Source organism: Novosphingobium ovatum (genome assembly GCF_009909235.1).
Lineage (GTDB): Bacteria > Pseudomonadota > Alphaproteobacteria > Sphingomonadales > Sphingomonadaceae > Novosphingobium > Novosphingobium ovatum.
Genome location: NZ_JAAAPO010000002.1, coordinates 619522 through 644173, shown reverse-complemented (window position 1 = coordinate 644173; position 24652 = coordinate 619522). Strand labels below are relative to the sequence as shown.

At 65.3% G+C, this 24652-nt stretch carries 21 protein-coding genes, 2 tRNA genes and 1 pseudogene; 4 read left to right on the top strand and 20 right to left on the bottom strand.

Annotated elements, in window-relative coordinates; translation table 11 throughout:
• Positions 1-69 precede the first annotated feature (69 nt).
• The gene (gene eno / locus GTZ99_RS07115) at positions 70-1356 is read left to right on the top strand and encodes a phosphopyruvate hydratase (RefSeq protein ID WP_161717548.1); all 1287 of its coding nucleotides are present in this window, start codon (positions 70-72) and stop codon (positions 1354-1356) included.
• 213 nt (positions 1357-1569) lie between these two features.
• Here eno and GTZ99_RS07110 read toward each other — a convergent pair whose 3' ends face one another.
• The 12 genes from GTZ99_RS07110 to GTZ99_RS07055 form a co-directional block, all read right to left on the bottom strand.
• The gene (locus GTZ99_RS07110) at positions 1570-1992 is read right to left on the bottom strand and encodes a helix-turn-helix domain-containing protein (RefSeq protein WP_161717547.1); all 423 of its coding nucleotides are present in this window, start codon (positions 1990-1992) and stop codon (positions 1570-1572) included.
• A 200-nt stretch (positions 1993-2192) separates the two neighbouring features.
• A complete protein-coding gene (locus GTZ99_RS07105; protein WP_161717546.1) occupies positions 2193-2369 on the bottom strand; it encodes a hypothetical protein in 177 nt (58 codons plus the stop codon).
• Between the two features lie 385 nt (positions 2370-2754).
• Positions 2755-3174, bottom strand: coding sequence for a 6,7-dimethyl-8-ribityllumazine synthase (gene ribH, locus GTZ99_RS07100; protein WP_161717545.1), 420 nt, complete (start codon positions 3172-3174; stop codon positions 2755-2757).
• Between the two features lie 44 nt (positions 3175-3218).
• Positions 3219-4505, bottom strand: a complete 1287-nt coding sequence (gene ribB, locus GTZ99_RS07095) for a 3,4-dihydroxy-2-butanone-4-phosphate synthase (protein WP_161717544.1) — start codon at positions 4503-4505, stop codon at positions 3219-3221.
• Between the two features lie 44 nt (positions 4506-4549).
• Positions 4550-5605: an acyltransferase family protein gene (locus tag GTZ99_RS07090; RefSeq protein ID WP_161717543.1), complete on the bottom strand. Its 1056-nt coding sequence runs from the start codon at positions 5603-5605 to the stop codon at positions 4550-4552.
• 69 nt (positions 5606-5674) lie between these two features.
• Positions 5675-5750: transfer RNA gene (locus tag GTZ99_RS07085), tRNA-Lys, on the bottom strand.
• A 46-nt stretch (positions 5751-5796) separates the two neighbouring features.
• A tRNA-Lys gene (locus tag GTZ99_RS07080) sits at positions 5797-5872 on the bottom strand.
• A 167-nt stretch (positions 5873-6039) separates the two neighbouring features.
• Positions 6040-7158, bottom strand: coding sequence for a rod shape-determining protein RodA (gene rodA, locus GTZ99_RS07075; RefSeq protein ID WP_161717542.1), 1119 nt, complete (start codon positions 7156-7158; stop codon positions 6040-6042).
• Complete coding sequence (mrdA, locus tag GTZ99_RS07070; protein WP_161717541.1) at positions 7155-9233, bottom strand: penicillin-binding protein 2; 2079 nt, start codon at positions 9231-9233, stop codon at positions 7155-7157. Before mrdA ends, rodA begins: the two co-directional genes overlap by 4 nt.
• Positions 9233-9787 carry a rod shape-determining protein MreD gene (gene mreD / locus GTZ99_RS07065; protein WP_161717540.1) on the bottom strand — a complete coding sequence of 185 codons (555 nt, stop codon included), beginning with the start codon at positions 9785-9787 and terminating at the stop codon, positions 9233-9235. The genes mrdA and mreD overlap by 1 nt, the downstream gene beginning before the upstream one ends.
• A gap of 10 nt (positions 9788-9797) precedes the next feature.
• Entirely contained in the window at positions 9798-10700 is a 903-nt protein-coding gene (gene mreC / locus GTZ99_RS07060) for a rod shape-determining protein MreC (protein WP_161717539.1), read from the bottom strand.
• Between the two features lie 135 nt (positions 10701-10835).
• The gene (locus tag GTZ99_RS07055) at positions 10836-11882 is read right to left on the bottom strand and encodes a rod shape-determining protein (RefSeq protein ID WP_161717538.1); all 1047 of its coding nucleotides are present in this window, start codon (positions 11880-11882) and stop codon (positions 10836-10838) included.
• A 299-nt stretch (positions 11883-12181) separates the two neighbouring features.
• Here GTZ99_RS07055 and mutL point away from each other — a divergent pair, with 299 nt between their 5' ends.
• A complete protein-coding gene (gene mutL, locus GTZ99_RS07050; protein ID WP_227711150.1) occupies positions 12182-14068 on the top strand; it encodes a DNA mismatch repair endonuclease MutL in 1887 nt (628 codons plus the stop codon).
• 2 nt (positions 14069-14070) lie between these two features.
• Here mutL and GTZ99_RS07045 read toward each other — a convergent pair whose 3' ends face one another.
• The 8 genes and pseudogenes from GTZ99_RS07045 to GTZ99_RS07010 form a co-directional block, all read right to left on the bottom strand.
• On the bottom strand, positions 14071-14721 hold the full coding sequence (locus GTZ99_RS07045) for a DUF2490 domain-containing protein (protein WP_161717537.1): 651 nt from the start codon (positions 14719-14721) through the stop codon (positions 14071-14073).
• Positions 14722-14758: 37 nt separating this feature from the next.
• The gene (locus tag GTZ99_RS07040) at positions 14759-15997 is read right to left on the bottom strand and encodes an alkaline phosphatase family protein (RefSeq protein ID WP_161717536.1); all 1239 of its coding nucleotides are present in this window, start codon (positions 15995-15997) and stop codon (positions 14759-14761) included.
• A gap of 109 nt (positions 15998-16106) precedes the next feature.
• Complete coding sequence (gene ychF, locus GTZ99_RS07035) at positions 16107-17207, bottom strand: redox-regulated ATPase YchF (RefSeq protein WP_161717535.1); 1101 nt, start codon at positions 17205-17207, stop codon at positions 16107-16109.
• Positions 17208-17392: 185 nt separating this feature from the next.
• Entirely contained in the window at positions 17393-18502 is a 1110-nt protein-coding gene (locus GTZ99_RS07030; RefSeq protein ID WP_201742428.1) for a PEP-CTERM sorting domain-containing protein, read from the bottom strand.
• A gap of 166 nt (positions 18503-18668) precedes the next feature.
• Complete coding sequence (pth, locus tag GTZ99_RS07025; RefSeq protein WP_161717533.1) at positions 18669-19238, bottom strand: aminoacyl-tRNA hydrolase; 570 nt, start codon at positions 19236-19238, stop codon at positions 18669-18671.
• Positions 19239-19362: 124 nt separating this feature from the next.
• Positions 19363-19650, bottom strand: a pseudogene (gene rplY / locus GTZ99_RS07020) (50S ribosomal protein L25); the annotation flags it as partial.
• Between the two features lie 131 nt (positions 19651-19781).
• Positions 19782-20675, bottom strand: a complete 894-nt coding sequence (locus GTZ99_RS07015; protein WP_320076649.1) for a TraB/GumN family protein — start codon at positions 20673-20675, stop codon at positions 19782-19784.
• Positions 20672-21604 (bottom strand): TraB/GumN family protein, encoded by a 933-nt coding sequence (locus GTZ99_RS07010; RefSeq protein ID WP_161717531.1) that lies wholly within the window; start codon positions 21602-21604, stop codon positions 20672-20674. The genes GTZ99_RS07015 and GTZ99_RS07010 overlap by 4 nt, the downstream gene beginning before the upstream one ends.
• Before the next feature lie 140 nt (positions 21605-21744).
• On the opposite strand from GTZ99_RS07010, the gene GTZ99_RS07005 reads away from it, so the two are divergent.
• Both GTZ99_RS07005 and glyS read left to right on the top strand, forming a co-directional pair.
• Complete coding sequence (locus tag GTZ99_RS07005; RefSeq protein ID WP_161717530.1) at positions 21745-22647, top strand: glycine--tRNA ligase subunit alpha; 903 nt, start codon at positions 21745-21747, stop codon at positions 22645-22647.
• Entirely contained in the window at positions 22644-24647 is a 2004-nt protein-coding gene (gene glyS / locus GTZ99_RS07000; RefSeq protein WP_161717529.1) for a glycine--tRNA ligase subunit beta, read from the top strand. Before GTZ99_RS07005 ends, glyS begins: the two co-directional genes overlap by 4 nt.
• The last annotated feature ends 5 nt before the right edge of the window (positions 24648-24652 follow it).

The window sequence follows — 24652 nt, the reverse complement described above, 5'->3', positions numbered from 1 at the left end:
CGAGGTCCGCCTGCTAAGGGTGCGCGCGACAGCGAATGCTGACCCTGGCCGAGAGGAGATGAACCCGCCATGACCGCGATTATCGACATCCACGCCCGCGAAATTCTGGACAGCCGCGGCAACCCCACCGTCGAAGTGGACGTGCTGCTGGAAGATGGCAGCTTTGGCCGCGCCGCTGTGCCTTCGGGCGCCAGCACCGGCGCGCACGAAGCCGTCGAATTGCGCGATGGCGACAAGAGCCGCTATCTGGGCAAGGGCGTGACCAAGGCGGTTGATGCCGTCAACACCGAGATCGCCGACGCGCTGACGGGCCTGGACGCCGAAGACCAGCGCGACATCGATCTGGCCATGATCGAGCTGGACGGCACCGAGAACAAGGGCCGTCTGGGCGCCAACGCCATTCTGGGCACCTCGCTGGCCGTGGCCAAGGCGGCCGCTGACGCGCGCGGTATGCCGCTCTACACCTATGTTGGCGGCGTGTCGGCGCATGTTCTGCCGGTGCCGATGATGAACATCATCAATGGCGGCGAACATGCTGATAACCCGATCGATTTCCAGGAATTCATGATCATGCCCGTGGGCGCCGACTCGATCGCCGAGGCGGTGCGTTGGGGCGCGGAAATCTTCCACACGCTGAAGAAGGGCCTGCACGAGAAGGGTCTGGCCACGGCCGTGGGCGACGAGGGCGGCTTTGCCCCCAATATCGCCAGCACCCGCGCCGCGCTGGACTTTGTCTCGGCCTCGATCGAAAAGGCCGGGTTCAAGCTGGGCAGCGACATCCTGCTGGCGCTGGACTGCGCCTCGACCGAGTTCTTCAAGAACGGCAAGTATGAGATTTCGGGCGAAGGCCTGTCGCTCAGCCCCGTGGAATTCGCCGAATATCTGGCCAAGCTGACCGCCGACTATCCGATCATCTCGATCGAGGACGGCATGAGCGAGGACGATTTCGAGGGCTGGAAGGCGCTGACCGATCTGGTGGGCGACAAGGTGCAACTGGTGGGCGACGACCTGTTCGTCACCAACCCCAAGCGCCTGACGATGGGCATCGAAAAGGGTCTGGCTAACTCGTTGTTGGTCAAGGTAAATCAGATCGGCAGCCTGACCGAGACGTTGGAAGCTGTCAGCATTGCCCAGCGCGCCGGTTACACCGCCGTGATGTCGCACCGTTCGGGCGAGACCGAGGACGCGACCATCGCCGATCTGGCGGTGGCCACCAACTGCGGTCAGATCAAGACCGGTTCGCTGGCCCGTTCGGACCGGTTGGCTAAGTATAACCAACTGATCCGTATCGAGGAACAGCTGGGCACCGCCTCGCGCTATGCCGGCAAGGCCGCGTTTGGCCGTCTGCTGGGCTAAAATGGTTTCCGATCTTTTGGGGTCGGAAATTGGCAATAGCCCGCGCGGCGCTTGAGCATCGCTTTTCCGTTCGCGCCAGCGTGAACGGAAAACGCTCTAGGACGGGGTGCGGGGTGGGCTGCTGGCCCGCCCCGTTCACCGCACACAAAAGGGGCGCCGTCACCAATGGGTGAGGGTGCCCCTTTTGTTGTCAGTGATAGCATTATGGTGGCGTTATAAAGGCGCTCCGCGCCCGGCAAAATAGGCGTCCATCCGTTCGCACCCCAGCGGGGACAGGCGGACAAAGGTACGCCGCGCGTCCTCCTTGTCGACCTCGCGGATGACCAGCTTCTTGTCCTCCAGAATGCGGATCCAGCGCAAGGCGGTGGTGGGCGGTACGGCCGCACCGATGCAGGCGCTGGTCACTGCGATACGCTTCTGCTTTTTTTCGGCGACATAGAGGTCCAGCAGCATGTCCCAAGCGGGCTCCCCAAACAGATCCTCGCTGCCGAAAATGTGCGAGCGCCGCCGCCGGTTGCGATAGATCGCCTGCGCCTGTTCGGCCGGGTCGGAGCCGCCATCGGGGACTTTTTCGGCGTCGCGCAGTTCCGCCAATTCATTCAGCTCTGCCGCCATGCGGGCCAGTTCGCTGGTCAATTCACTAAGGCGAGATTGCGCGTCGCCTGCGTTTCGGGTCCTGTGCACATCCTGCGGCATGAATTGGCCTTCATCTGCCACCATTCGGCACCTATTGGGGGCGGACCATTTCCCCCTTTACAGGCACCAAAAGGCTCTCGTCATAATGGAGCATTATGCGTCCAATTTTGACGAAATCAAACAGTAAAGACTCTGCGATATTAATCCGATATGGATTCTTCTGTATCCATATCGGATTGGTCGGTCAGCGTCTCGATGCAGGCTGACAGATGTGCGGCAGCCACATGCTCACCCAGCCTGTCCAGCTCCTCCAGACAGCTTTGCAGCTGGGGCATCAACGCTTTATTGAAACCCGAAGCATGCGGTGTGGCGAACATGTTGCACTCACGAGTATGAAGCGACGTACCCATCGTACATCCACCAGAATCCAGATTGCCCTTGTACCTACATAAGCGGATGTACCGGGTGCCCAGTCCGGGTCTGCTTATGCGGCACTGTCACCCTCCTGCGACGCTTGCTTTTGTATCGCGATGCAGCGGAATGACTGTTACGTAACTACACTTATCATAGCTCCTAGTGCAGATCCATAGGCTAGGCTGTGCGAAATCACATTACACCCGGTGAATTTTTCCTGTCATATTCGCGCGATGCAGGCACCCGCGCGACACTGCGCTGCGGCGGATATAGGAATTGCATATGCGAAAACCCCGCTGCGGTATGGTTAACCGAGCGGGGCCATTAACAAGTCGTTAATCGCTGAATTCAGGCAAATTTTTCCCGAAGTGCCAAAAGTGCCAAGGCCGCCTTGGCTGCTTCGCCGCCCTTGTCCTTTTGCTTGGGGTCGGCGCGAACGATGGCCTGTTCCTCGTTTTCGACGGTCAGGATGCCATTGCCGATCGCCACGCCATCCATCGTCAGCGCCATAATGCCGCGAGCGCTTTCCCCCGCGACGATTTCGAAATGATAGGTTTCGCCGCGAATCACGACGCCAATCGCGACATAGCCTTCGTAATCGCCGCTCTGGTCGGCCAAGGCGATCGCGCCGGGGATTTCCAGCGCGCCCGGAACGGTGATGACATCGACCGAATGACCGGCCTTTTTCAACGCGGCGCGCGCGCCTTCGACCAGCATGTCGTTCAAGTGGTCATAGAAACGGGCTTCGACAATCAGGAAACGGGCCATGGAACGGGTCTTTCGCAAAGAGAGGGAAGGGGGCGCCGGGCGCTTCAGTCCAGACGGCGCTCGCCCACGATCGAGAGGCCATAGCCTTCCAGTGCGACCAGCGTGTGATGGGTGTTGGTCAGCAGGATCATGTCATGCACGCCCAGTTCCGCCAGAATCTGCGCGCCCACGCCATAGTCGCGCAGTTCCTCGATGGCAGGGGCCTGACCCGAACGCAACTGTTCGCGCAGGGTGATCGCCTGCGACACCATGCCCTTGCCGGGGCGCGAGACGACGACGATGACGCCCGCGCCTTCTTCGGCGATGATTTCCATCGAACGCTGCAACAGGTTCTGGCGGTCGTTGTCCTCGGCCAGCATGTCGGCGAACATCGAATAGGCGTGCATGCGCACCAGCGTGGGCTTTGCCGGGTCAACGTGGCCCTTGAGCAGCACCAGATTTTCGTCACCCGTCGCCTTGTTGTAATAGGAACGGGCGATCCAGTCGCCGCCGTGCTTGCTGGTAAAGGTGGTCTCGTTCTTCTTTTCGACCATGCGGTCGTGCTGGCGGCGATAGGCGATCAGGTCGCGGATCGTGCCGATCTTCATGTTGTGCTTGCGGCAAAAGGCGATCAGGTCGTCCAGACGGGCCATGGTGCCATCGTCATTCATCACCTCACAGATCACCGCCGAGGGGTTCAGCCCGGCCAGACGCGAGATGTCGACGGCGGCCTCGGTGTGGCCGGTGCGGACCAGCACGCCACCGGGGCGCGCGCGCAGCGGAAAGACGTGGCCGGGGCTGACGATGTCGGTCGGGCCCTTGCTGGCGTCGATCGCGACCGAGACGGTGCGGGCGCGGTCAGCGGCCGAAATGCCGGTGCTGATGCCTTCCTTGGCCTCGATCGAAACGGTAAAGGCGGTGCCCAGCGGCGTGCCATTGCGGCGGCTCATCGGCTCCAGACCCAGCTGGTCCACGCGTTCGGCAGAGAGGGCGAGGCAGACCAGCCCGCGCCCATGGGTGGCCATGAAATTGACGGCAGCGGGCGTGGCCATCTGCGCCGGGATGATCAGGTCGCCCTCGTTCTCGCGGTCCTCGTCATCGACCAGGATGTACATGCGGCCGTTGCGCGCTTCCTCGATGATCTCCTCGACGCTGGCCAGCACCGGGGTGTCATCGTTCTCGCTCAGGCAGCGTTCCAGCTTGGCCAGCGTGTCGGCGGTGGGGTTCCAGTCAGGCTCGGTGCAGTCACGCAGGGTGTTGGCGTGCAGGCCGGCGGCGCGCGCCAGGCCAGAGCGGGTCATGCCACCTTCGGTGACGAGCGAGCGGACGCGATCGATGATGGGGTTTGTCATGGAGTGCAGGCTATCACATCACTATGTGATGTCAACGCGGGTAATCACATTGATGTGACCATTCTGCGGTTATCCAGCCATTTGGATAGGGCATAGGACCCCGCCATCGCCGCCACACTGACGCCATAGGCCAGCCCAATCGCCACCCAATAGCTGCTGTGCAGCATCCGCATCCCTTCCAGAATGGGCATTTGCAGCGCGAACAGCGGAAAGGACAGCCGCCCGGCCCATGCCGCGGCGCCGTGAAACCGGTTCAGCCGCATCGCGCCGGCAATCATCAGCGGGCAGATCACCAGCGTAAAGCCCAGCTCATACCCCCAGCCGCGCCATTGCCCCCAATGCGCCAGCGCCAGCACCAGCGGCATCAGCGGCAGCGCAAGCCACCACGGCATCGGGATGGGCGTGCCCGCGCGCCACCACCGCGCCAGCCCCATGCCCAGCATATAGGCAAACAGGCAGCGTGCCACGCCGGGAAGGAAATTGGCCGGTTGCGCGCCCACATTGTAATATTGCCAATGTGCCCCGATCCACAGCTGAACCGGCAGCAGCGCGGCCAGCGCCAGCCACAGCCACCCGCCCCGGATGCGCCACAGCAAGGTGACGTGCAGCGCGTTGCAGATCAGCTCGCAGGCGATGGTCCAGGCCGGGACGTTCAGCGGAAAGACGAAACTGTGCCACGGCACCGGGATCAGCAACAGGTTGGCCGCCGCCACCCATGTCGCGTCCCACCAGTCAGGCGCGCGGATGAACAGGCGCGGCAGGCCGATCAGCCCGCCCAGCGCCATCATCGGCCACAACCGCCAATAGCGCTTACCCATGAACCGCCACGGCGACAGGCCGGTGCTCAGCCGGGGTTCCTGCACGGTCGCCATCAGAAAGCCCGATAGCATCAGGAAGAAATCCACCCCCAGATAGCCCCGCCCGAACAATCGCGCCGCGTCAAACGGCGTGCCGTTGGCGGCGGTCAGCGTGATCCCCGATGTCGCGCCAAAATTGGCCAGCGCGTGCAGGAACAGCACACAGGAGGCCGCGATCAACCGCAGCACTTCAAGCCCGGGCAGGCGTTGCGGGCGCGGGGCGGGGGATGGGGTGTCGCTCATGCCAGTGCGATACAGCCGCGAGGCCGCATTGAAAAGCGCGGGTGGCGATCAAGCTGTGGGGAGGAAGATTGGTGGACGCACTAGGGCTCGAACCTAGGACCCGCTGATTAAGAGTCAGCTGCTCTACCAACTGAGCTATGCGTCCACGCATCTTGCATGGGGCAGGGCGAACCTGCCAAGGCAGTGTGGTTTGGTGGACGCACTAGGGCTCGAACCTAGGACCCGCTGATTAAGAGTCAGCTGCTCTACCAACTGAGCTATGCGTCCATCCCACCATCTGGTGCGGCGCCTTGGTCAGCGCCGCCTGCCGGGAGCGCCCCCTTTAACGATTGTTCGAAGGGGCGCAAGTGATTCGTCGTGGTTTTTTCAAAAAATTTCGCATTGTCTTTCAACGTCACACGCGGGGGTGCTGTGGGCCGCCCGCGCTCCCCGCCTCAATGGGGGCTAAAGCGCGTCCAGCGGTCCACCGCCATGATCGCGCCGATGCAGATCATGTTGGTCATCATCGATGACCCGCCGTGGCTGATAAAGGGCAGGGGAATGCCCACCACCGGGGCCAGGCCCATCACCATCGACATGTTGATCGCGACATAGAAAAACACGGTGCAGGTCATCCCCGCCGCCAGCAACTGGCTGAAGCGATCGGGCGCGCGGCGCGCCACCCCCATGCCCCAGCGGAACAGCACGCCAAAGAACACCGCCAGAATGAACAATCCGCCCATCATGCCCCATTCTTCGGCCATGGTGGCAAAGGCAAAGTCGGTGTGCGATTCGGGCAGGTAGTTCAGATGGCTCTGGCTGCCATTGCCCAGCCCCTTGCCAAAGAAGCCGCCCGAACCAATGGCGATTTTCGATTGGGTGATGTGATAGCCGGTGCCCAGCATGTCGGCTTCCGGGTCAAGGAACACCAGCACGCGGTTGCGCTGATAGTCATGCAGCGCGAAAAAGAACGCCAGCGGCGCGGCAATGGCGGCGGCGATCCCGCCACTGATGAACCACCACAGCGGCACGCCCGCCATGAAGATCACCACCGTCGCGCCAAAGCAGATCGCCAGACCCGTGCCCAGATCGGGCTGGATGATCACCAGCCCCGCCGGCAGGCCCAGCAACAGTGCGGGCGCAACCAGCGCGCGCCAACCGCGCGTCATCGTCGGCGGCAGCCCGGCAAAGAACGTTGCCATCACCAGCACGATCCCCGGCTTCATCAGTTCGGAAGGCTGCAACTGCATGAAGCCCAGATTGAGCCAGCGCTGGCTGCCGCCACCAACCTTGCCCACCGCCTCGACCAGCACCAGCAGGAACACCAGAATGCCGTAGAGTGGATAGGCCGCCTGACGGAAGCGGTGCTGTGGCTGACGCGAGAGAAAGATCGCAAGGCCCAGAAACACCACGAAATTCAGCACATGGCGAACCGCATATGGCCCCAGCCGCCCACCGGCTGCCGAATAGAGCACCGTCGCGCCAAAGAACACCAGCAGCGTCAGCGGCGCCAGCATGCCCCATGGCAGGCTGCGCAGCGGGGCGGGAATGATCGAGGGTCCGTTCAGGCTCATTCCGGCGCTCCATGCGGGGCGGGGGGGGCAGACGGCGCAGACGGCGCAGGCGGCGGGGCGGCGGCGGCAGGGGCGGGCGCTTCGGCGACGGGTTCGGGGGCGGGGCTGGCCGCGCCCGACTGGATCGGCTGCGGGTTGCCCTGTTCCTCTTCCTGTCGGCCCAGCGCCGCCTCGGCATCCTCTGCCTTGGGTGCGGAGACGCCGTATTTTTCGGCATAGCTGCGGTATTTGGCCGCCATCCGCTGTTGCGGCGTGCCGCCCCAGCCGTTTTCCATCGGCAACAGCGCGTCCCACGCCTTTTGCGGGTCGAACAGGAATGTCATCACATCGCGCGCGATCGGATAGGCCGCACTTGACCCGCCGCCATGCTCGATCAGCACGGCGCAGGCATAGCGCGGGTTGTCAAATGGGGCAAAGGCGATGAAATGGCCGTGGTCGCGGTGCTTCCACATGCCGCCCTTGCCATTGCCGATGTTCAGGCCCACCACCTGTGCGGTGCCGGTCTTGCCCGCCATCTGGATGCCATCGAGCGGCAGCTTGGCCCGCCCGGCGGTGCCGCGCCCGTTCACCACCTCGTTCATGGCGCTGCGGACAATGTCCAGATGTTCCTTGGAAATGCCCAGCGTTTGCGCCTGCGGCTTGTGTCCGTCCAGGATCAGGCGCGGTTGCACATTGTTGCCGCTGGCGATGCGACTGGCCACCACCGCCTGTTGCAGCGGATTGACCAGCATATAGCCCTGACCAATGGTGGCGTTGACCGTGTCATACACGGCCCAATCCTTCTTGTATTTGCGCTGTTTCCACGCCGGGTCTGGCACCGTGCCATAGGACTGGCTGGCAAAGGGCAGGTCGAATTTCTGACCCCAGCCCATGCGCTTCATCAACTGGGCGATCTTCTCGGTGCCGATTTTCTGGGCGAAATGATAGAAATAGACGTCACAGGACTGATAGATGCCCTTGGCCATGTCGGTCTGTCCGTGGCCGCGCCGTTCCCAGCAGTGGAACACGCGGTTGCCCACCTGCAAACCGCCGCCGCAATAGACGCTGGCATGCGGGTCCAGCCCGGCTTCCAGAAAAGCCAGCGCCACGGCCGGTTTGACCGTCGATCCGGGGGGGTACAACCCGTGGATGATCTTGTTGCGCAAGGGCAGGTGATCGTCCTCGGCCAGCATTTTCCATTCGACGCGGCCCACCCCGTCGGTGAAACTGTTGGGGTCGAAACTGGGCATCGAGGCAAAGGCGAGAATGTCTCCCGACTGCACGTCCATCACCACGCAGGCGCCGCTTTCCGTGCCGATGCGGCGGGCGACATATTCCTGCAACGCGGCATCAATCGTCAGCTTGATCGGCGCGCCGGGCACATCCTCACGCGTGTCCAGATCGCGCACGAATTTGCCACTGGCCGTCACTTCGGCCCGGCGCGCGCCCGGCACGCCGCGCAATTGCAGGTCGAACTTCTTTTCCAGCCCGTCCTTGCCGATCTTGAACCCCGGCGTCACCAGCAGGGGGTTCTTCTCGTTTTCGTAATCCTTGGCGTTGGCCGCGCCGACATAGCCGATCAGATGGCCCACGCACGGCCCCGTCGGGTAAAAGCGCGAAAAGCTGCGCTGGGGCACCACGCCGGGCATATCGGGCATGCGCACCGAGAGCGCGGCAAACTTTTCCCATTCCAGATGGGCGGCCACCTCGACCGGCTGAAAACCGCTGGCCTTTTCCAGCCGGTCGTTCAGATCCTGCCGGTCAATGTCGGACAGGCCCAGCACATCGGCCAGCGTGGCGACGGCGGTGTCCTTGTCGGTCAGTTTGTCCGGGATGATGTCGACGCGGAAATCGGCGCGGTTCGAGGCCAAAGGCTGCCCGTTGCGGTCCAAAATCCAGCCCCGGCGCGGCGGGATCAGCGACAGGTTCACCCGGTTGCTTTCCGCCATGGTCACGTAATGCTGGTTTTCGGCCACGGCGATATAGGTCATGCGCGCCGCCAACAGCACGCCGATCCCGCCCTGAATGCTGCCCACCAGAATGCTGCGCCGGTCAAAACTGTTGCGCAGTGTGCCCGGTGTCGTCGTCTTGGCCATCAGCCGATCACCCGGTATCGGATCAAACGCCAGCTATCCAGCCGGCCCACGGCGCGCCCCACCATCGGATAGACCGCTACCGACAGCAGGATTTGCGGCACCACCAGCACCACCGGGGTCGCCCCGCCGGCATGGTTGGCAATCAGCACCTGCAACAGGATGCAGGCGACGATCATGCAACTGGCCACCATCCAGTCGACCAGAAAGTTGCGCCATGGAAAGCGCGCCTCGATAATGTCGAGCGCCAGCATCGTGGCCGACCACAACAGGATCGCGCTGCCAAATGGCTGGCCCGAAAACAGGTCGTCAAACAGGCCCAGCGGAAATCCGGCCCAAACCGGCATCAGTCCGGGGCGCAATTGCCGCCACGACAACAGCACCAGAAAGCCCAGCGGCGGAAACATCGGTGTGACGCCCACATAGGGCAGGCTGGGCAGAACCGAGCCCAGCATCACCGCCAGCCAGGGCGCGACATAGGCCACCACGGGCGAAGGCGCGCGGCTGATGGTGCGGGCGATGGGTTGGGCCAGACGGCGGGAGAGGCGCTGGCTCATGGCTGTCGGCTCACGGTTTGCGCTTGTCCGCAGGGGTGGTGTTGGCAGGCGGCGGCAGGCTGTCGTCGGCGGTGGGCTGCCATGCGGGCTGCACCACCACCATTTCACTGGCGGCGGGCGCCGACAGCACGTGGGCGATCGCGCCATCGCGGGTCAGCGTGCTGACCACCGCGATCGGCGTGCCGGGCCAATAGATCCCGCCAGACCCCGATGTGACAAACGTATCGCCCGGCCGCAGCGGATTGACGCCCAGCGTGATCAGCCGCAACTGCACCGTGCCATCGGCGCGGCCGGTGGCAAAACCGGGCAGGCCATCGCTGGCGCGGCGCACGGGCACCACGCTTTCGGTGTCGGTGATCAACAGGATGCGGGCGCTGTGGTGGCCCACTTCCAGCACGCGGCCGACCAGCCCGATGGGTGAGCGCACCGGCATCCCCGGCTGCACACCCTGTGCGCGCCCGGCCGAAATCGTGGCGAAACGGCGGGTCGAACTGTTGCTGCCCGCGATCAGCCACGCATTGGTAACCGGGCGGGGCGCCTCGTCGTGCAATTGCAGCAGCGCCTTCAATCGGCGGTTTTCGTCGGCCTGAGCCTGTGCCTGAATGGCCGCGACACGGGCCAGTTGCACCTCTCGGCGCAAACGCGCCACTTCGGCGCCCGATGCGGCATAGCCCGATACATCGTTCCACGCCCCGCTGGCCGCCGAGCGCCCGCCCGTCACCAGCCGCATCACCGGCGCGGTGGCGTCGCTGGCCAGACTGCGCAGGCCCTCATAGCTGGCCGGACTGGCGATCGAACCGATCAGAAAAAAGCCCCCCGCCAGGATGCCCACCACCCCGGCGACATAGGCAAAGAACGTGTTGTACTGCGCCCGGCGCGAATATCCGGTGCGCCGGTTGCCTGGCGGAGCCATGCTGCCGGTCTTCCTTGTTCTTGCCCCGGCGTCAGGCCACCTGCCTGTCGCCCCCCACCGGGGCATTGGTCACGTCATTCACGTTCAGTCATGGCGCGGGCGGCCCCGTCACAGGGCCGCGCCACGCCCGGCCCGTCAGGCCGTCATCAGCACGCCGCGATAGACCGGATCTTCCATCGCGCGGCCAGTGCCCAGCGCGACGCAGGTCAGCGGGTCTTCGGCGATCGAGACCGGCAGGCCGGTTTCCTCGCGCAGGAATTCGTCCAGACCGCGGATCAGCGCGCCGCCACCGGTCAGCACGATGCCCTGATCGACAATGTCGGCGGCCAGTTCGGGTGCGGTGTTTTCCAGCGCGATGCGCACGCCTTCGACGATGGCGCTGATCGGTTCGGACAAAGCCTCTGCCACGTTGGCCTGGCTGATGGTGATTTCCTTGGGCACGCCGTTGACCAGATCGCGACCCTTGAGGTGGATCGTCTCACCCACGCCATCGGCCGGCACGGTGGCCACGCCAAAGTCCTTCTTGATACGCTCTGCCGTGGCTTCGCCGATCAGCAGGTTGTGGTGACGGCGGACATAGGAGACGATGGCTTCGTCCATCTTGTCGCCGCCCACGCGCACGCTGGTGGTATAGGCCAGACCGCGCAAGGACAGCACCGCCACCTCGGTCGTGCCGCCGCCGATGTCGACGACCATGGAGCCCACCGGCTCGGTCACGGGCATGTCGGCGCCGATTGCGGCGGCCATCGGCTCCAGGATCAGGTACACCTGGCTGGCGCCCGCGTTGCTGGCCGCGTCACGGATGGCGCGGCGTTCGACGCTGGTGCTGCCCGAAGGCACGCAGATCACGATTTCCGGGTAACGGAACAGGCTGCGCTTGCCGTGCACCTTGCGGATGAAATGCTTGATCATCTCTTCGGCGATTTCGATGTCGGCAATGACGCCATCGCGCAGCGGGCGGATCGCCTCGATGCTGTCGGGCGTCTTGCCCATCATCATCTTGGCATCGTCGCCCACGGCCTTGACGCTTTTGTTGCCGCCGATCGTCTCGATCGCCACCACGCTGGGTTCGTTCAGAACGATCCCGCGATCCTGCACATACACCAGCGTGTTGGCCGTGCCCAAGTCAATGGCCATGTTCTGGGAACCGAATTTGAAGAATCGCTGAAAAAAGGATGACATCGAGAAACCCGTCAGATCGAGGCGCCGCGAACCACCGACATGGCCCGATACGCCGAGGCGTGAATTTGGATCGCGGTTCCCTTAGACCAAGCGGCGCGCGAAAGCCAAAATTTTGTGACGGAAATTTACAATCGGCCAACCAGCCGGGCGCGAATCACCATCGGTTTATCGCACTGCCGCAAGTTGGCCTTGGCCCGCAAGGGCAACAGCGGCCAAAACGCGCGGCGGTATCGAAAATGGTGGAAACTTTTGGCGCTGCGGGGTGATGCTGTGGCGCGGCTGCGGCTATAGCTGGGGGGATGAGCCAATCCGACCTCTTGATGTCCGCGCCGCCGCCCCCGGTGATCCGGCGGCTGCCCGATGCATTGATCAACCGCATCGCGGCGGGCGAAGTGGTCGAACGGCCCGCCAGCGCCTTGAAGGAGCTGGTCGAAAACGCCATCGACGCGCGTTCGACCCAGATCACCGTGCGCCTGTCCGATGGCGGGCTGCACGCGATTGAGGTGGTGGACGATGGTTGTGCCATGTCGCCACAACAGATGGCGCTGGCGCTGGAGCGGCATGCCACGTCAAAATTGCCGGATGAGAATATCGAGCAGGTGATGACGCTGGGCTTTCGCGGTGAGGCCTTGCCCTCGATCGCCAGTGTCGCCCGCCTGACGATCGAAAGCCGGGTGCGGGGCGCGGACAGCGGATGGCGCCGCGTGGTCGATCATGGCGAGGTGGTGGAGGAAGGCCCCGCCGCACTGCCGCCCGGCACCCGCATTCGCGTCGAGAACCTGTTTGGCCGCGTGCCCGCCCGGCGCAAATTCCTGCGCTCGGCCCGCAGCGAATATGCCGCCTGTCTGGATGTGGTGCGGCGTCTGGCGATGGCGCGGCCCGATGTCGGGTTTGTGCTGGAACAGGATGGCCGCCGCGTGCTGGCGGTGCAGCCGGGGGAAAGCGCGCCGCAGCGCGTGGCCCGCATCGTCGCGCGCGAATTGGCCGATGATGGCGTGGTGATCGATCTGGAGCGCCCCTTGCCCGAGGGGCCTTTGCGCCTGACAGGTGTGGCCGGGCTGCCGACATTCAACCGGGGCGTGGCCGATCATCAGTACCTGTTCGTCAATGGCCGCCCGGTCAAGGACAAGCTGTTGGTCGGCGCGGTGCGCGGCGCCTATGCCGAGATGCTGGCGCGGGACCGGCACGCGGTGCTGGCGCTGTTTCTGGACCTGCCGCCGTCCGAGGTGGACGTGAATGTCCACCCCGCCAAAACCGAGGTGCGCTTTCGCGATCCGGCGTTGATCCGGGGCTTTATCGTCTCGGGCTTGCGCCATGCGCTGGACAGCGGGGGGCGCAAGTCCGCCCAATCGCCCGCCGCCGATGCCATGGCCAATTGGCAGGTCGAGCCGGTCGCGCAAGCGCCTGCGCCCGCGCCCGCATTGTCCAGCCTGTTCGCGCGGCAATATGCGCCGACTCCTGCTTACACCGCGCCCCGGCTGAACGAGGCGGGGGCCGCGTGGCGTGGTTATGAGGCGGCCCAGCTTTCCCCCCAGGCCGGCGGCGAACCCGCACCCATGGCCCGTGCCGAGGCGGCCGAGGGTGAGATCCCAGACCCAATCGCCCACCCTATGGGCGTGGCGCGGGGGCAGGTGGCTGCCACCTATATCATTGCCGAGGCGCAGGATGGGCTGGTGATCGTCGACGCGCACGCCGCGCATGAACGCATCGTGCTGGAACGGCTGCGCGCGGGGGGCATGGGCGACACGGTGGCGCGCGCGCAGGCGCTGTTGCTGCCCGAAGTTGTCGAACTGGACGAACCGGCTTGCGACCGGCTGGAGGAGGCGGCGCAGGTGCTGGGCCAGTTCGGGCTGGGGCTGGAGCGGTTTGGCCCCTGTGCGATGCTGGTGCGCGCCGTCCCGGCGGTGCTGGGCAAGGGTGATATTCAGGCGCTGGTGCGCGATGTGGCCGATGATCTGGCGGCCAATGGTGCCGCGTTGTTACTGGCCGAACGGATCGACCATGTGCTGGCCACCATGGCCTGTCACGGCAGCGTGCGTTCGGGCCGGGCGCTGTCGGTGGCCGAAATGAACGCCCTGCTGCGCGAGATGGAGGTGACGCCCCATTCGGGCCAATGCAACCATGGTCGCCCGACCTGGATCAAGCTGGCCCATGGCGACATTGAAAAGCTGTTTGGCCGGAAATAGCGTTACATGCTGTAGTTAAGCGTCAGCCATGGCGCGTTGGCGATGCTGTCGGCGCGGGCAGGGCGGAAGTTCTGGTGCCGCAGCCATGACAATTGCAGCCGCAGATGGTCATCCACCCGGCGTTGCACCCCGATCTGGGTGCGCAGCGCCGACAGCCCCAACAGATCGCTGGGCGTCATGCGGTTGAGGGTGAAGAAGCCCTCGGCATTGGCGCGCAGGGTCCAGTGTTTGGCATGGTCCAGCAGCAGGCGCCATTCCACCCTTTGCCGCAGGCGCCATCCGGTGATGGCGCTGTCGTCAGTCATGCGCTGTTCCAGCCTTGTGCGTGAGGACCACGCCCCCCGCGTCAGGTCCAATTGCTGCATCAGGCGGGTTTCGGTTTTGGTATTGCTGTGGATATAGACCACGCTGACCCCGGCCGAGACGCCTTTGGCCAAGGTGTGATCAGCGCCAATGCGATATTGGTAGAGGTCACCGTCCGATGCCGCGCTGCGCGCCCGCTCGGCCAGTTCGACCACCAGCGTGTTGCTGTTGCCGATCGGCGCGGTCAGGCTTTGGCTGAACCAGGCCTGCGTGTCCTGTGTGGCGGCGGATACGGCAGCGGGGACCAATAGCAGGCTGACGGCGGCAACAGGGCGGGCAAAGGGTGGCAAGGGGCAGGCTCCGGCGGGCAGAAACGCTGCGTTGCCCCTAGCGCCGCATCAGCACCGAGGCAAACACCGCGTCACTGCCATCACGCTGATCGGGGGTGCGTTGGGGCAGGCCGATCAGGCGGCGCAGCAAGGGCTCGACATCAACATTGTCGAACACCGGCAAATGCCCGCCACGCCGGAACGCTGGCCCTGTGGCGATGAACAGCGCGCGCATGTCGGGGCTGTCGGGATCATAGCCATGGTCGCCGCCGTCATTGGGGTGGGCAGGGGTGCCGTCCATGATCCGCGCGCCCGGTTCAGGCAGGCACAGCCAGTCCGGCACGCGCGGGTTGCGGCCATAATGAAACCGTTTGGGCAGATCGCCCTTGGGCCAGCAATGGATGAACGCCGGAAAGCGCGCGACCTGTTGCGCCAGTGCGGCTTCATGCCCCGGCACGTTGTTGAAGAAATAAATGCCGCCATAGCTGACCAGACGGTAATCGGCGGGGTTGAGGTAATCCTTGGCCCAGACCACCCGCGCGGGATCGACCGGCGCCATGCCGTGATCGGACACCACCACCAGATTGGCGCTGCGGCCCATGGCGCGCAAACCGGCGCGCAAATGGCCGATGGCGGCGTCCACACTGGTGATGGCATCGCGCACTTGGGCTGATTGCGGGCCGTGGCGGTGGCCGGCCACATCCACATCGCCAAAATACAGCGTCACCAGACGGGGCCGGATGCTGGCCGGGCGGCGCATCCAGTCCAGCACCGTTTCGGCCCGCGCCATATTGGGCATGTCAGCGTGATAGGCCTGCCAGTTGGCGGGGCGCTGGCCATGGATGGCCACGCTGCTGCCGGGCCAGAACATCGTGCCGGTGCGAATGCCCGCGCGCTCGGCGGCGGCCCAGATCGGCTCGGCGCCTTCCCACCAGAACGGCTCCTCGCTGCCTTTGCCAAAGATGGCGCCGGGATGGGCGGGATCAGCCATCGCGCCATTGATCACGCCGTGCCGATCAGGCCGCAGCCCGGTCACCAGCGTCCAGTGGTTGGGAAAGGTGATGCTGGGGAAGGCGGGCCGCATCGTCCCCTGCGTGCCGCTGTGCGCCAGCGCCCACAGGTTGGGCGTCAGCGCGGGCGAGAGGTAATCCGGCCGGAACCCGTCGATCGAGATCAGGATGGTGGGCAAGGGCGCGCGGCGGGGCGCGGCCATCACGGGGGCGGACAGCAGCGCCACAGCGGCAAGGCTGGCCAGCCAGACACGGGCGGCAGTGCGGAACAGGAAAAGCTGCATCATGCCACCGTGCCTAAGGTTGCCGCGTGTCAGCAATATGGCAATTGGTCGCATGGCGCGCGGGCAGGGGGGGCAAGAGGGGCGCAGGTGGTGCCCGCGCCCCGCCTGTGGCTTAGACGTTGAACTTGAAATGCAGGACGTCGCCGTCCTTGACGACATATTCCTTGCCTTCCTGACGCAGCTTGCCCGCATCGCGCGCGCCGCTTTCCCCGTTCAGGCTGATATAGTCGTCAAATGCGATGGTTTCAGCGCGGATGAAACCGCGTTCGAAATCGGTGTGGATTTCGCCCGCCGCCTGCGGGGCCTTTGACCCGGCGGACACGGTCCATGCGCGCGCTTCCTTGGGGCCGACGGTAAAGAACGTCAGCAGGCCCAGCAGTTCGTAGCCAGCGCGGATGATGCGGGCCAGACCCGTTTCCTTCAGGCCCAGTTCGCTCAGGAATTCGACGCGTTCCTCGGCGGGCATGCCCACCAGATCGGCCTCGATCGCGGCGGACACGATGACGGCGGTGGCGCCTTCGGCCTTGGCCTTTTCAAACACCTTGGCCGAAAAGCTGTTGCCGGTGGCCGCGCTCTCTTCCTCCACGTTGCAGACATACAGCACGGGCTTTGCGGTCAGCAATTGCGCCTGCTTGAACACGCGCGCCTCGTCCTCGTCCTTGGGGACCGTCAGGCGGGCAGGCTTGCCATCGCGCAGCAGTTCCAGCGCCTGACCCAGCACGGAAACCAGCACCTTGGAGTCCTTGTCGCCGCTGTTCGCCTTTTTCTGCGCTGCCGCCACGCGCTTTTCCAGACTGTCCAGATCGGCCAGCATCAGCTCGGTCTCGACCGTTTCGGCGTCCGAGATCGGGTCAACGCGGTTGTCGACATGCTGGATGTCGTCATTTTCAAAACAGCGCAACACGTGGACGATGGCGTCCACCTCGCGGATGTTGCCCAGGAACTGGTTGCCCAGCCCTTCGCCCTTGGACGCGCCGCGCACCAGACCCGCGATATCGACAAAGCCCAGCTGGGTGGGGATGATCTTCTGGCTGCCGGCGATGGCGGCCAATTGGTCCAGACGCGGATCGGGCACGCCCACATTGCCCACATTCGGCTCGATCGTGCAGAACGGATAGTTCGCCGCCTGCGCCGCCTGCGTTTCGGTCAGCGCGTTGAACAGCGTCGACTTGCCGACATTGGGAAGGCCGACGATCCCGCAACGAAAACCCATGTGTGTGCTCCGAAAATGGCTGAGGGCGCGTGACGCGCGCCGGAAATTGCGCGGCCCTTAGAACATCGGGCGCGGCGAAGGAAGGGCATAACGGCAAAAGCCCCGCCGCAGGGTCTGCGGGCGGGGCTTGGCCGGGGTATCGTCATGTGGAGGGCAGGTCGACGACGCCCCGAAGCGTTATGGTATCAATCCTTGGGCTGATCGTCGTCGGTGGTGGCGGTGGCCGCCTCGTCCGACGCGTTGGTGTCATCGCGGCGGCGGCGGCGCCAGCGGGCATAGGCCAACCCGCCCAGGCCCACGCCCAGCAGGCCAAAGGTGCCCGGTTCCGGCACGTCCACCGCGCCCGAGGAACCGCCCGAAGACGAGCTGCTGCTACCACCGCCCGAGGACGAGCCGCCAAACCAGCCGCTGCTGCCACCCGATGAGCCGCCATCGCCGCCGCCCGAGGAGGAAGAGCTGGTGGTGCTGGTCGACGCGCCCGAGGTACCACCATTGGACCCGCCGGGACCACGGCCACCATTGCTGCCGCCGCTGGTTGCCCCCGGATCACGCGGGCCAAAGCTGGAGCCGCCGTTCGAACCGCCCGACGCGCCCGGATCACGCGGGCCAAACCCGCCGGTGCTGGTCGAAGTGGAGGTCGAGGTCGACGTTGAGGAGGTTGACGTTGACGTGCCGCCGCTGGTGCTGGACCCGCCGATCGGCGTGGTCCCGCCCGAGGTCGAGCCGGTACCCTGACCGCCGCTGGACGAGGTGCTGGTGGTTGTGGTCGAACCGCCCCCGCCGCCGCCCCCGCTGCCGCCGCCCGTGATAGTGGGCGCGCCACGGCCCACGCCCCGGCCATTGCCGCCTCCGGTCGAGGTGGCGATCAGGCCCTCGCCGCGGCCATCCAAGGTTTCGCCGCCCGGACGGCCCGACACGCCGACGCTGCCGCCGGTGGTCCCAACGCCGCCACCCAAAGGTCCGCGCGCATTGCCAATCGCCAATTGCGCCGGAGCGCCCGTCACACCGCGCCCGGCAGGCGAGGGAGCCCCGCGCAGCGCCAGTTTGGGATCGCCCGTGCCCGTGCCTGTGCCCAGCGGCACGCCGCTGCCCAGCACCTTTGGCCCGAAACCGGCCGTGCCCGCCAACCCGGTCGGCTTGCCCAGTCCGGTGACGGTGGCGCTCAAGTCCTTGGGACAGGTGCAATCAACCTTGCGGGTCCAGCCCAGCAGGGCCAAGATCAGGCTGCCGACAACCACACCGCCCAGAACATATTTCTGAAAGGTCTGTTTCTGTTGCGGCTGTGCGGAATTCATCACGGATAGCGCCCCTTGTTACCGATGCGGGGCGGCGCGCGGCCTGCCCGGCAACAGGGGTGCGACACAAACAGACACCCCCAGTTCAGGGCGTGTCATGCACCAGAAGGCGTTGAATTCACGTTAACGTTAATGGGCCGCGCGGTTGTTGCCCTTGTGTGGCGTCTCAGGGCTTGAGCCGCAGGGCCAGATCGCTCATGAACCGGGCGTCATCGCCCTTGGCCAGCCATTCGGCCTCGGCGGCGATGGCGCCCAGCATATCGGCCAGATCGTCCATTTCCGACTTGGCGTAATTGCCCAGAACATGGCCCGTCACGCGGTCCTTGTGGCCGGGGTGGCCGATGCCGATGCGCACCCGGCGGAAATCGGCGCCCAGATGCTTGTCGATCGAGCGCAGGCCATTGTGGCCAGCCGTGCCGCCGCCCTGCTTGACCTTGACCTTCATCGCGGGCAGGTCCAGCTCGTCGTGAAACACGCTCAGCGCCGACAGGTCCAGCTTGTAAAAGCGCAGCGCCTCGGCCACGGAGCGGCCGCTTTCGTTCATGAAGGTCGCGGGTTTGAGCAGGATCACGCGCTGCGTGCCGATGCGGCCGTCCTGCACCCATCCCTGGAACTTTTTCTGGACCGGGCCAAATCGGTGCATGTCGGCGATCACGTCACACGCCATAAAGCCGACATTGTGGCGGTTCATCTTGTGCTGATCGCCGGGATTGCCCAGCCCAACCCACAATTGCATGGCCTTGTGTATCCCGTGATGGCGGTGTGCAAGTCATAGAAAAGGCGGGAAAGACGCGCCGGTACGGCCATCTTTCCCGCCGATTTCGTGGCGGCCCGTGGGGCCACCGTCCAACGCGTTATGCGCGCAGGAAGTCCACGTGCTCGGGACGGTCGTTCACGGGGTGGAACGCAACATCCTTGGGCGTGGTGACGATGGTCTGGCCGTCAACGGTCAGCTCGATCGTGCCGTCAAAGAACTTGCCCGTGTTCAACTGACGGACCAGTTCCTTTTCCTCGACATGGATCGAGATCGGTTCGGCATTGCCACCATAGATCACGGCGGGCACGCGGCCTTCACGACGCAGGGCACGGCTGGCTCCCTTGCCAGTCTTCGTGCGCGTCTCGGCCGGCAGGGTCAGGGTATTGCTCATAACACAAGCCTTTCAAAACTTCTGGAACCAAAATACACCCGCCACGCCTCCAGGGATGACCATGCGCGGGCAAGGGCGGGCCCATAGGCGGATCGGCGCGAAAAGGCAAGTACGCGGTGCGCGCGCGCAGGCTATTGCACCCGCGTCACGCGATACCCCATGGTGGTGAGCAGCGCGGGCAGCCCCTGTGCGCCGGCCATATGCGCCGCGCCCACCGCGACAAAAGGCCGCCGACCGGCGCGCATCATCACCGCGATGCGGCCCGCCCAATCGTGGTTGCGCGCGGCATACAGTGCCTGACGGATCGCGGGGTCGGCCATGATGCCCTGATGCGTCTGCGCCTCGATCGCGGCCATGTCGCCCGCGCGCCATGCCGCCGACAGGTCTGCGCCGCGGGCAGGGGTTATGGTCAGCTCCAGCAGGCGGCGCTGGGTCGGCTCGGGCAGGCGGTCAAAGATCGCCAACTGTGCCTCCGCGCCCTCCAGCTCATAGACCGGCAGTTGCGGCGCCCGCAACAAGGCCTGATCGATGCCATTGGCCGACTGGCCGGGCTTTTCCCCCTGCGCCAGCGTCAGGGCGGCGGCCCATGTCTCGGTGGTGGAGAAGTCGGCTGGGCTCTTGCCCAAGGCGTGCAGGGCAGCCAGCAGGGCGGGGCGCAGGGCGGGCGTTACCCGCTGGTCCAGCGGCGGCAGGCCGGGGGTCTGGCTCAGGCGATGAAACACGCGGGCGGTTTGCGCGCCATCGTTCAGCGCGGCGATCTCGACCACCAGCACATTGCTGGCCGCCATCGCCTGATCGACCGCGCCCCCCTGCCAAGCCGCCGGGCGGGGCAGGGCGTGGATCGTGCCGAACAGGGTGGCCGTTTGCCCATTGGGCCCACTCACGCGCCACAGCGCCGGGCGGGCGGGATCGGTGCGCCACGCGTTCCATGCCAGCATCGCCCCCGCCGCAAAGCAGGCCAGCGCCGCGGCCAGCCACAGCCACCACCACCAAGGGCGGCGGGCAAAGGCGATCGCGCGCGTCACTGCACGCGGGTAGCGGTGATCCCGCGGGCGCGCAGCATCGCCTGCACGCTGCCCGTGCCCGCCAGATGGCCCGCGCCCACCGCGATGAACACTGTGCCCGGCTGGTTCAGGCGGTTGGCGATCCAGCCGGTCCATGCGCGGTTGCGGTCGGTCATCAGGGCCTTGCGCAGGACGGGATCATCTTCGCCCTCGTTCAACAGGCGGGCCAGATAGGCTGCGTCACCGCGTTGCCATGCCGCGATCATGCGTTTGACATCGCGCGACAGGGTGATCGAGGACTTGGCCACCTCGCGCAGATAGCCGTTTTCGACACGGGGCGGCAGGGCGGCAAAGACGCTGAACTGCTGGGCTGCGGTTTCCAGCGCTTCCTGCTTCATCGCGCGGTCCTTGGCGCGGCGGGTCAATTGGCCGTCAACGCCATTGGCCGGGTTGTAGCCTTCCTTTAGCAGGGGGACCAGCGACAGGTTGACGGCGGCAAACCACGGGCGGAACCGGTCAAAACTATCGGCCGGAATGGCATTGCGTTGCAGCGCCCGCAAATAGTCCGCACGGACAGCCGGGGGCAGGCTGGCGCGCAAGGTCTTGCCTGCGGGCAGCATCGCCTTGTCCTGCATCACCGCGCGCATCTGGTCGGCGGGCAGGTCGATGATCTCGGTCACCAGCGTGTCAGAGGCCTCGAACGCCTGTGCCACCGGGCCGCGATACCAGTCGATCCCATCGGGCATGACGTGCAGCGTGCCGAACAGATAGATCGTGCTGGCGCCCTTTTGCAGCTTCCACAGGGCGGGGGTGGCGGCGACAGGTGCCGCAATCGTGCCGGTCGGAACGGGCGTGGGGTGGCGCTGATCGGCCAGCGCGGGCGAAGGCGCCCACAGCATGGCCAGCAGGGACAAAACGGGGGCGGCAAGGCGCAGGGACAACAGCTTCATGGGCGCGTTTCTATCCGCAGACATACGAGGAGTCGATTGCTACAGATGGTTTACCCGATGTGAACCGGGGCTGTTTCATGACACGCCCTGCCCAAACACCCATTGACCATATCTGGCCCATCGGCCAAAGGCCCGCAATCATGAGCGCAAAAGCCACACCTCTCAGCTTTCAGGACATGATCCTCACGCTCCACGCATTCTGGAGCAAGCAGGGCTGTCTGATTCTGCAACCCTATGACATGCGCATGGGCGCGGGGACATTCCACCCCGCCACCACCCTGCGCGCGTTGGGCCCACAGCCGTGGAAGGCCGCCTATGTGCAGCCCAGCCGCCGCCCGACCGACGGGCGTTACGGCGAAAACCCCAACCGGTTGCAGCATTATTATCAGTATCAGGTGATCCTCAAGCCTTCGCCGGAGAACCTGCAGGAGCTGTACCTGCAATCTTTGGCCGAGATTGGCGTGGACGCGCTTGCGCACGACATCCGCTTTGTCGAGGACGACTGGGAAAGCCCGACGCTGGGCGCGTGGGGGCTGGGCTGGGAAGTCTGGTGCGACGGGATGGAGGTGACGCAGTTCACCTATTTCCAGCAGGTCGGCGGGTTTGACTGCAAGCCGGTGGCCGGTGAGCTGACCTATGGTCTGGAGCGTCTGGCGATGTACATCCAGGGCGTCGACCGCGTGTATGACCTGCGCTTCAACAACGAAGGCGTCACCTATGGCGATGTCTTCCTGAAGAACGAACAGGAGATGTCGAAATACAATTTCGAGATCGCCGACACCGCCCAGCTGTTCAAGGGCTTTGAACATGCCGAGGCCGAGGCCAAGCGCTGCATCGAGGCGCAGATCCCGCTGGCGGCCTATGATCAGGCGATCGAGGCTTCGCACCTGTTCAACCTGTTGCAGGCGCGCGGCGTGATCAGCGTGCAGGAGCGCGCCAGCTATATCGGCCGCGTGCGCGATCTGGCCAAGGGCGCCTGTGAGGCGTGGATCGAGAAGAACGAGGCCGAGTGGGCCGAAAAGTTTCCGGGGTGGAGCAAGTGAGCACTTTCCTTCTTGAACTGCGCAGCGAGGAAATCCCGGCGCGCATGCAGGCCAATGCCCGCGCCGAGCTGGAAAAGCTGTTCCGCGCCGCGATGCAGGGGGCTGGCGTTGCGCTGGGCGAACTGACGCTGTGGTCGACCCCGCGCCGTCTGGCGCTGATCGCGCGCGATTTGCCGGTGGCGACGCAGGCCGTTCGCGAGGAAGTGAAGGGGCCAAAGGCGAGCGCCCCCGAGCAGGCGCTGGCGGGCTTTTTGCGCAAGACCGGCCTGACGCGCGAGGATCTGGTGGAGCGTGACGGCGTGCTGTTTGCCGTCACCGAAAAGCCGGGCCGCGCCACCGCCGATGTGCTGGCCGAGGCGATCCCGGCCATCATCCGTGGCTTTAGCTGGCCCAAGTCGCAGCGCTGGGGGGCGGCCTCGCTCTCGACCGAAAGCCTGCGCTGGGTGCGCCCGTTGCAGGGCATCGTCGCGCTGCTGGACGGCGCGGTGGTGGATTGTGACGTGGGCGGCATCACCAGCGGGCGCGACACCGTTGGCCACCGTTTCCATTCGACCGGCGCGGTGACGATCGCCGATGCCGATAGCTATGCCGATGCGCTGCGCGCGGCGCATGTGATCGTGGACCATGCCGCGCGTCAGGACACGATCCGCGCCGCCGCTGCTGAGGCCGCGGCTGCTGCTGGCCTGTCGCTGGTGGCGGACGAAGGCTTGGTGATCGAGAACGCCGGTCTGACCGAATGGCCGCAGCCGCTGCTGGGCCGTTTTGACGAGGCCTATCTGGATGTCCCGCCCGAGGTGATCCAGTTGACCGCGCGCATCAACCAGAAATATTTCGTGTGCGAGGACGCCGCCGGGAAACTGGCCAATGCCTTCGTCTGCACCGCCAACATCGCCGCCACCGATGGGGGCGAGGGCATCGTGGCGGGCAACCGCAAGGTGCTGGCCGCGCGCCTGTCGGACGCGCGCTTCTTTTGGCAGCAGGATCTGAAAACCCCGCTGGCGCAGCAGGCAGAAAAGCTTTCGCGCATCACCTTCCATGAAAAGCTGGGCACGGTGGCTGACAAGGTCGCGCGCGTGGCGAAACTGGCCGAATGGCTGGCGGCAGAGGGCATCGTGCCGGACGCCGATCCCGCGCTGGCGCGTCAGGCGGCCGAATTGTGCAAGGCCGATCTCGTCACCGAAATGGTGGGCGAATTCCCCGAGCTGCAAGGCCTGATGGGCGGCTACTACGCCCGCGCCGAAGGGCTGCCGGACGCCGTGGCCGACGCCATCCGCGACCATTACAAGCCGGTCGGGCAGGGCGATGACGTCCCCACCGCGCCGGTAACGGTGTGTGTGGCGCTGGCGGATAAGCTGGATACGCTCCGCAGCTTCTTTGCCATCGATGAAAAACCTACCGGGTCGAAAGATCCGTTCGCGCTGCGTCGTGCGGCGCTGGGCATCATCAGTCTGATCACCGAAAACGGCCTGCGCTTCAGCGTGGGTGAGGGCGATCTGCTGACCTTCTTCGCCGACCGCCTCAAGGTCCAGCAGAAGGAAGCGGGCGTTCGCCACGATCTGATCGACGCGGTGTTCGCGCTGGGCGGTGAGGATGATCTCGTCCGCCTGCTGGCCCGCGTCCATGCGTTGCAGGCGTTCATCACGACCGAGGACGGCAAGAACCTGCTGGCGGGCTACAAGCGCGCCGCCAACATCCTGCGCGCCGAGGAGAAGAAGGGCTGGGCGCAAGGCTCCACCAACCCCGCGCCGGTCCCTGCCGAAGCCGCGCTGATCGCCGCGCTGGCCGATGCCGCGCCGCGTGCCGAAGCCGCCGTGGCGGCCGAGGACTTCACCGGCGCGATGGCCGCGCTGGCCACCTTGCGCAGCAGCGTCGACGCGTTTTTCGAGGACGTGATCGTCAACGCGCCCGAGGAAGAGGTGCGTGCGGCACGTTTGTCACTTCTCGCACAATTCCGTGCTGCGGTGCACAAAGTGGCTGACTTCTCGCGCATCGAGGGCTAGGCAAA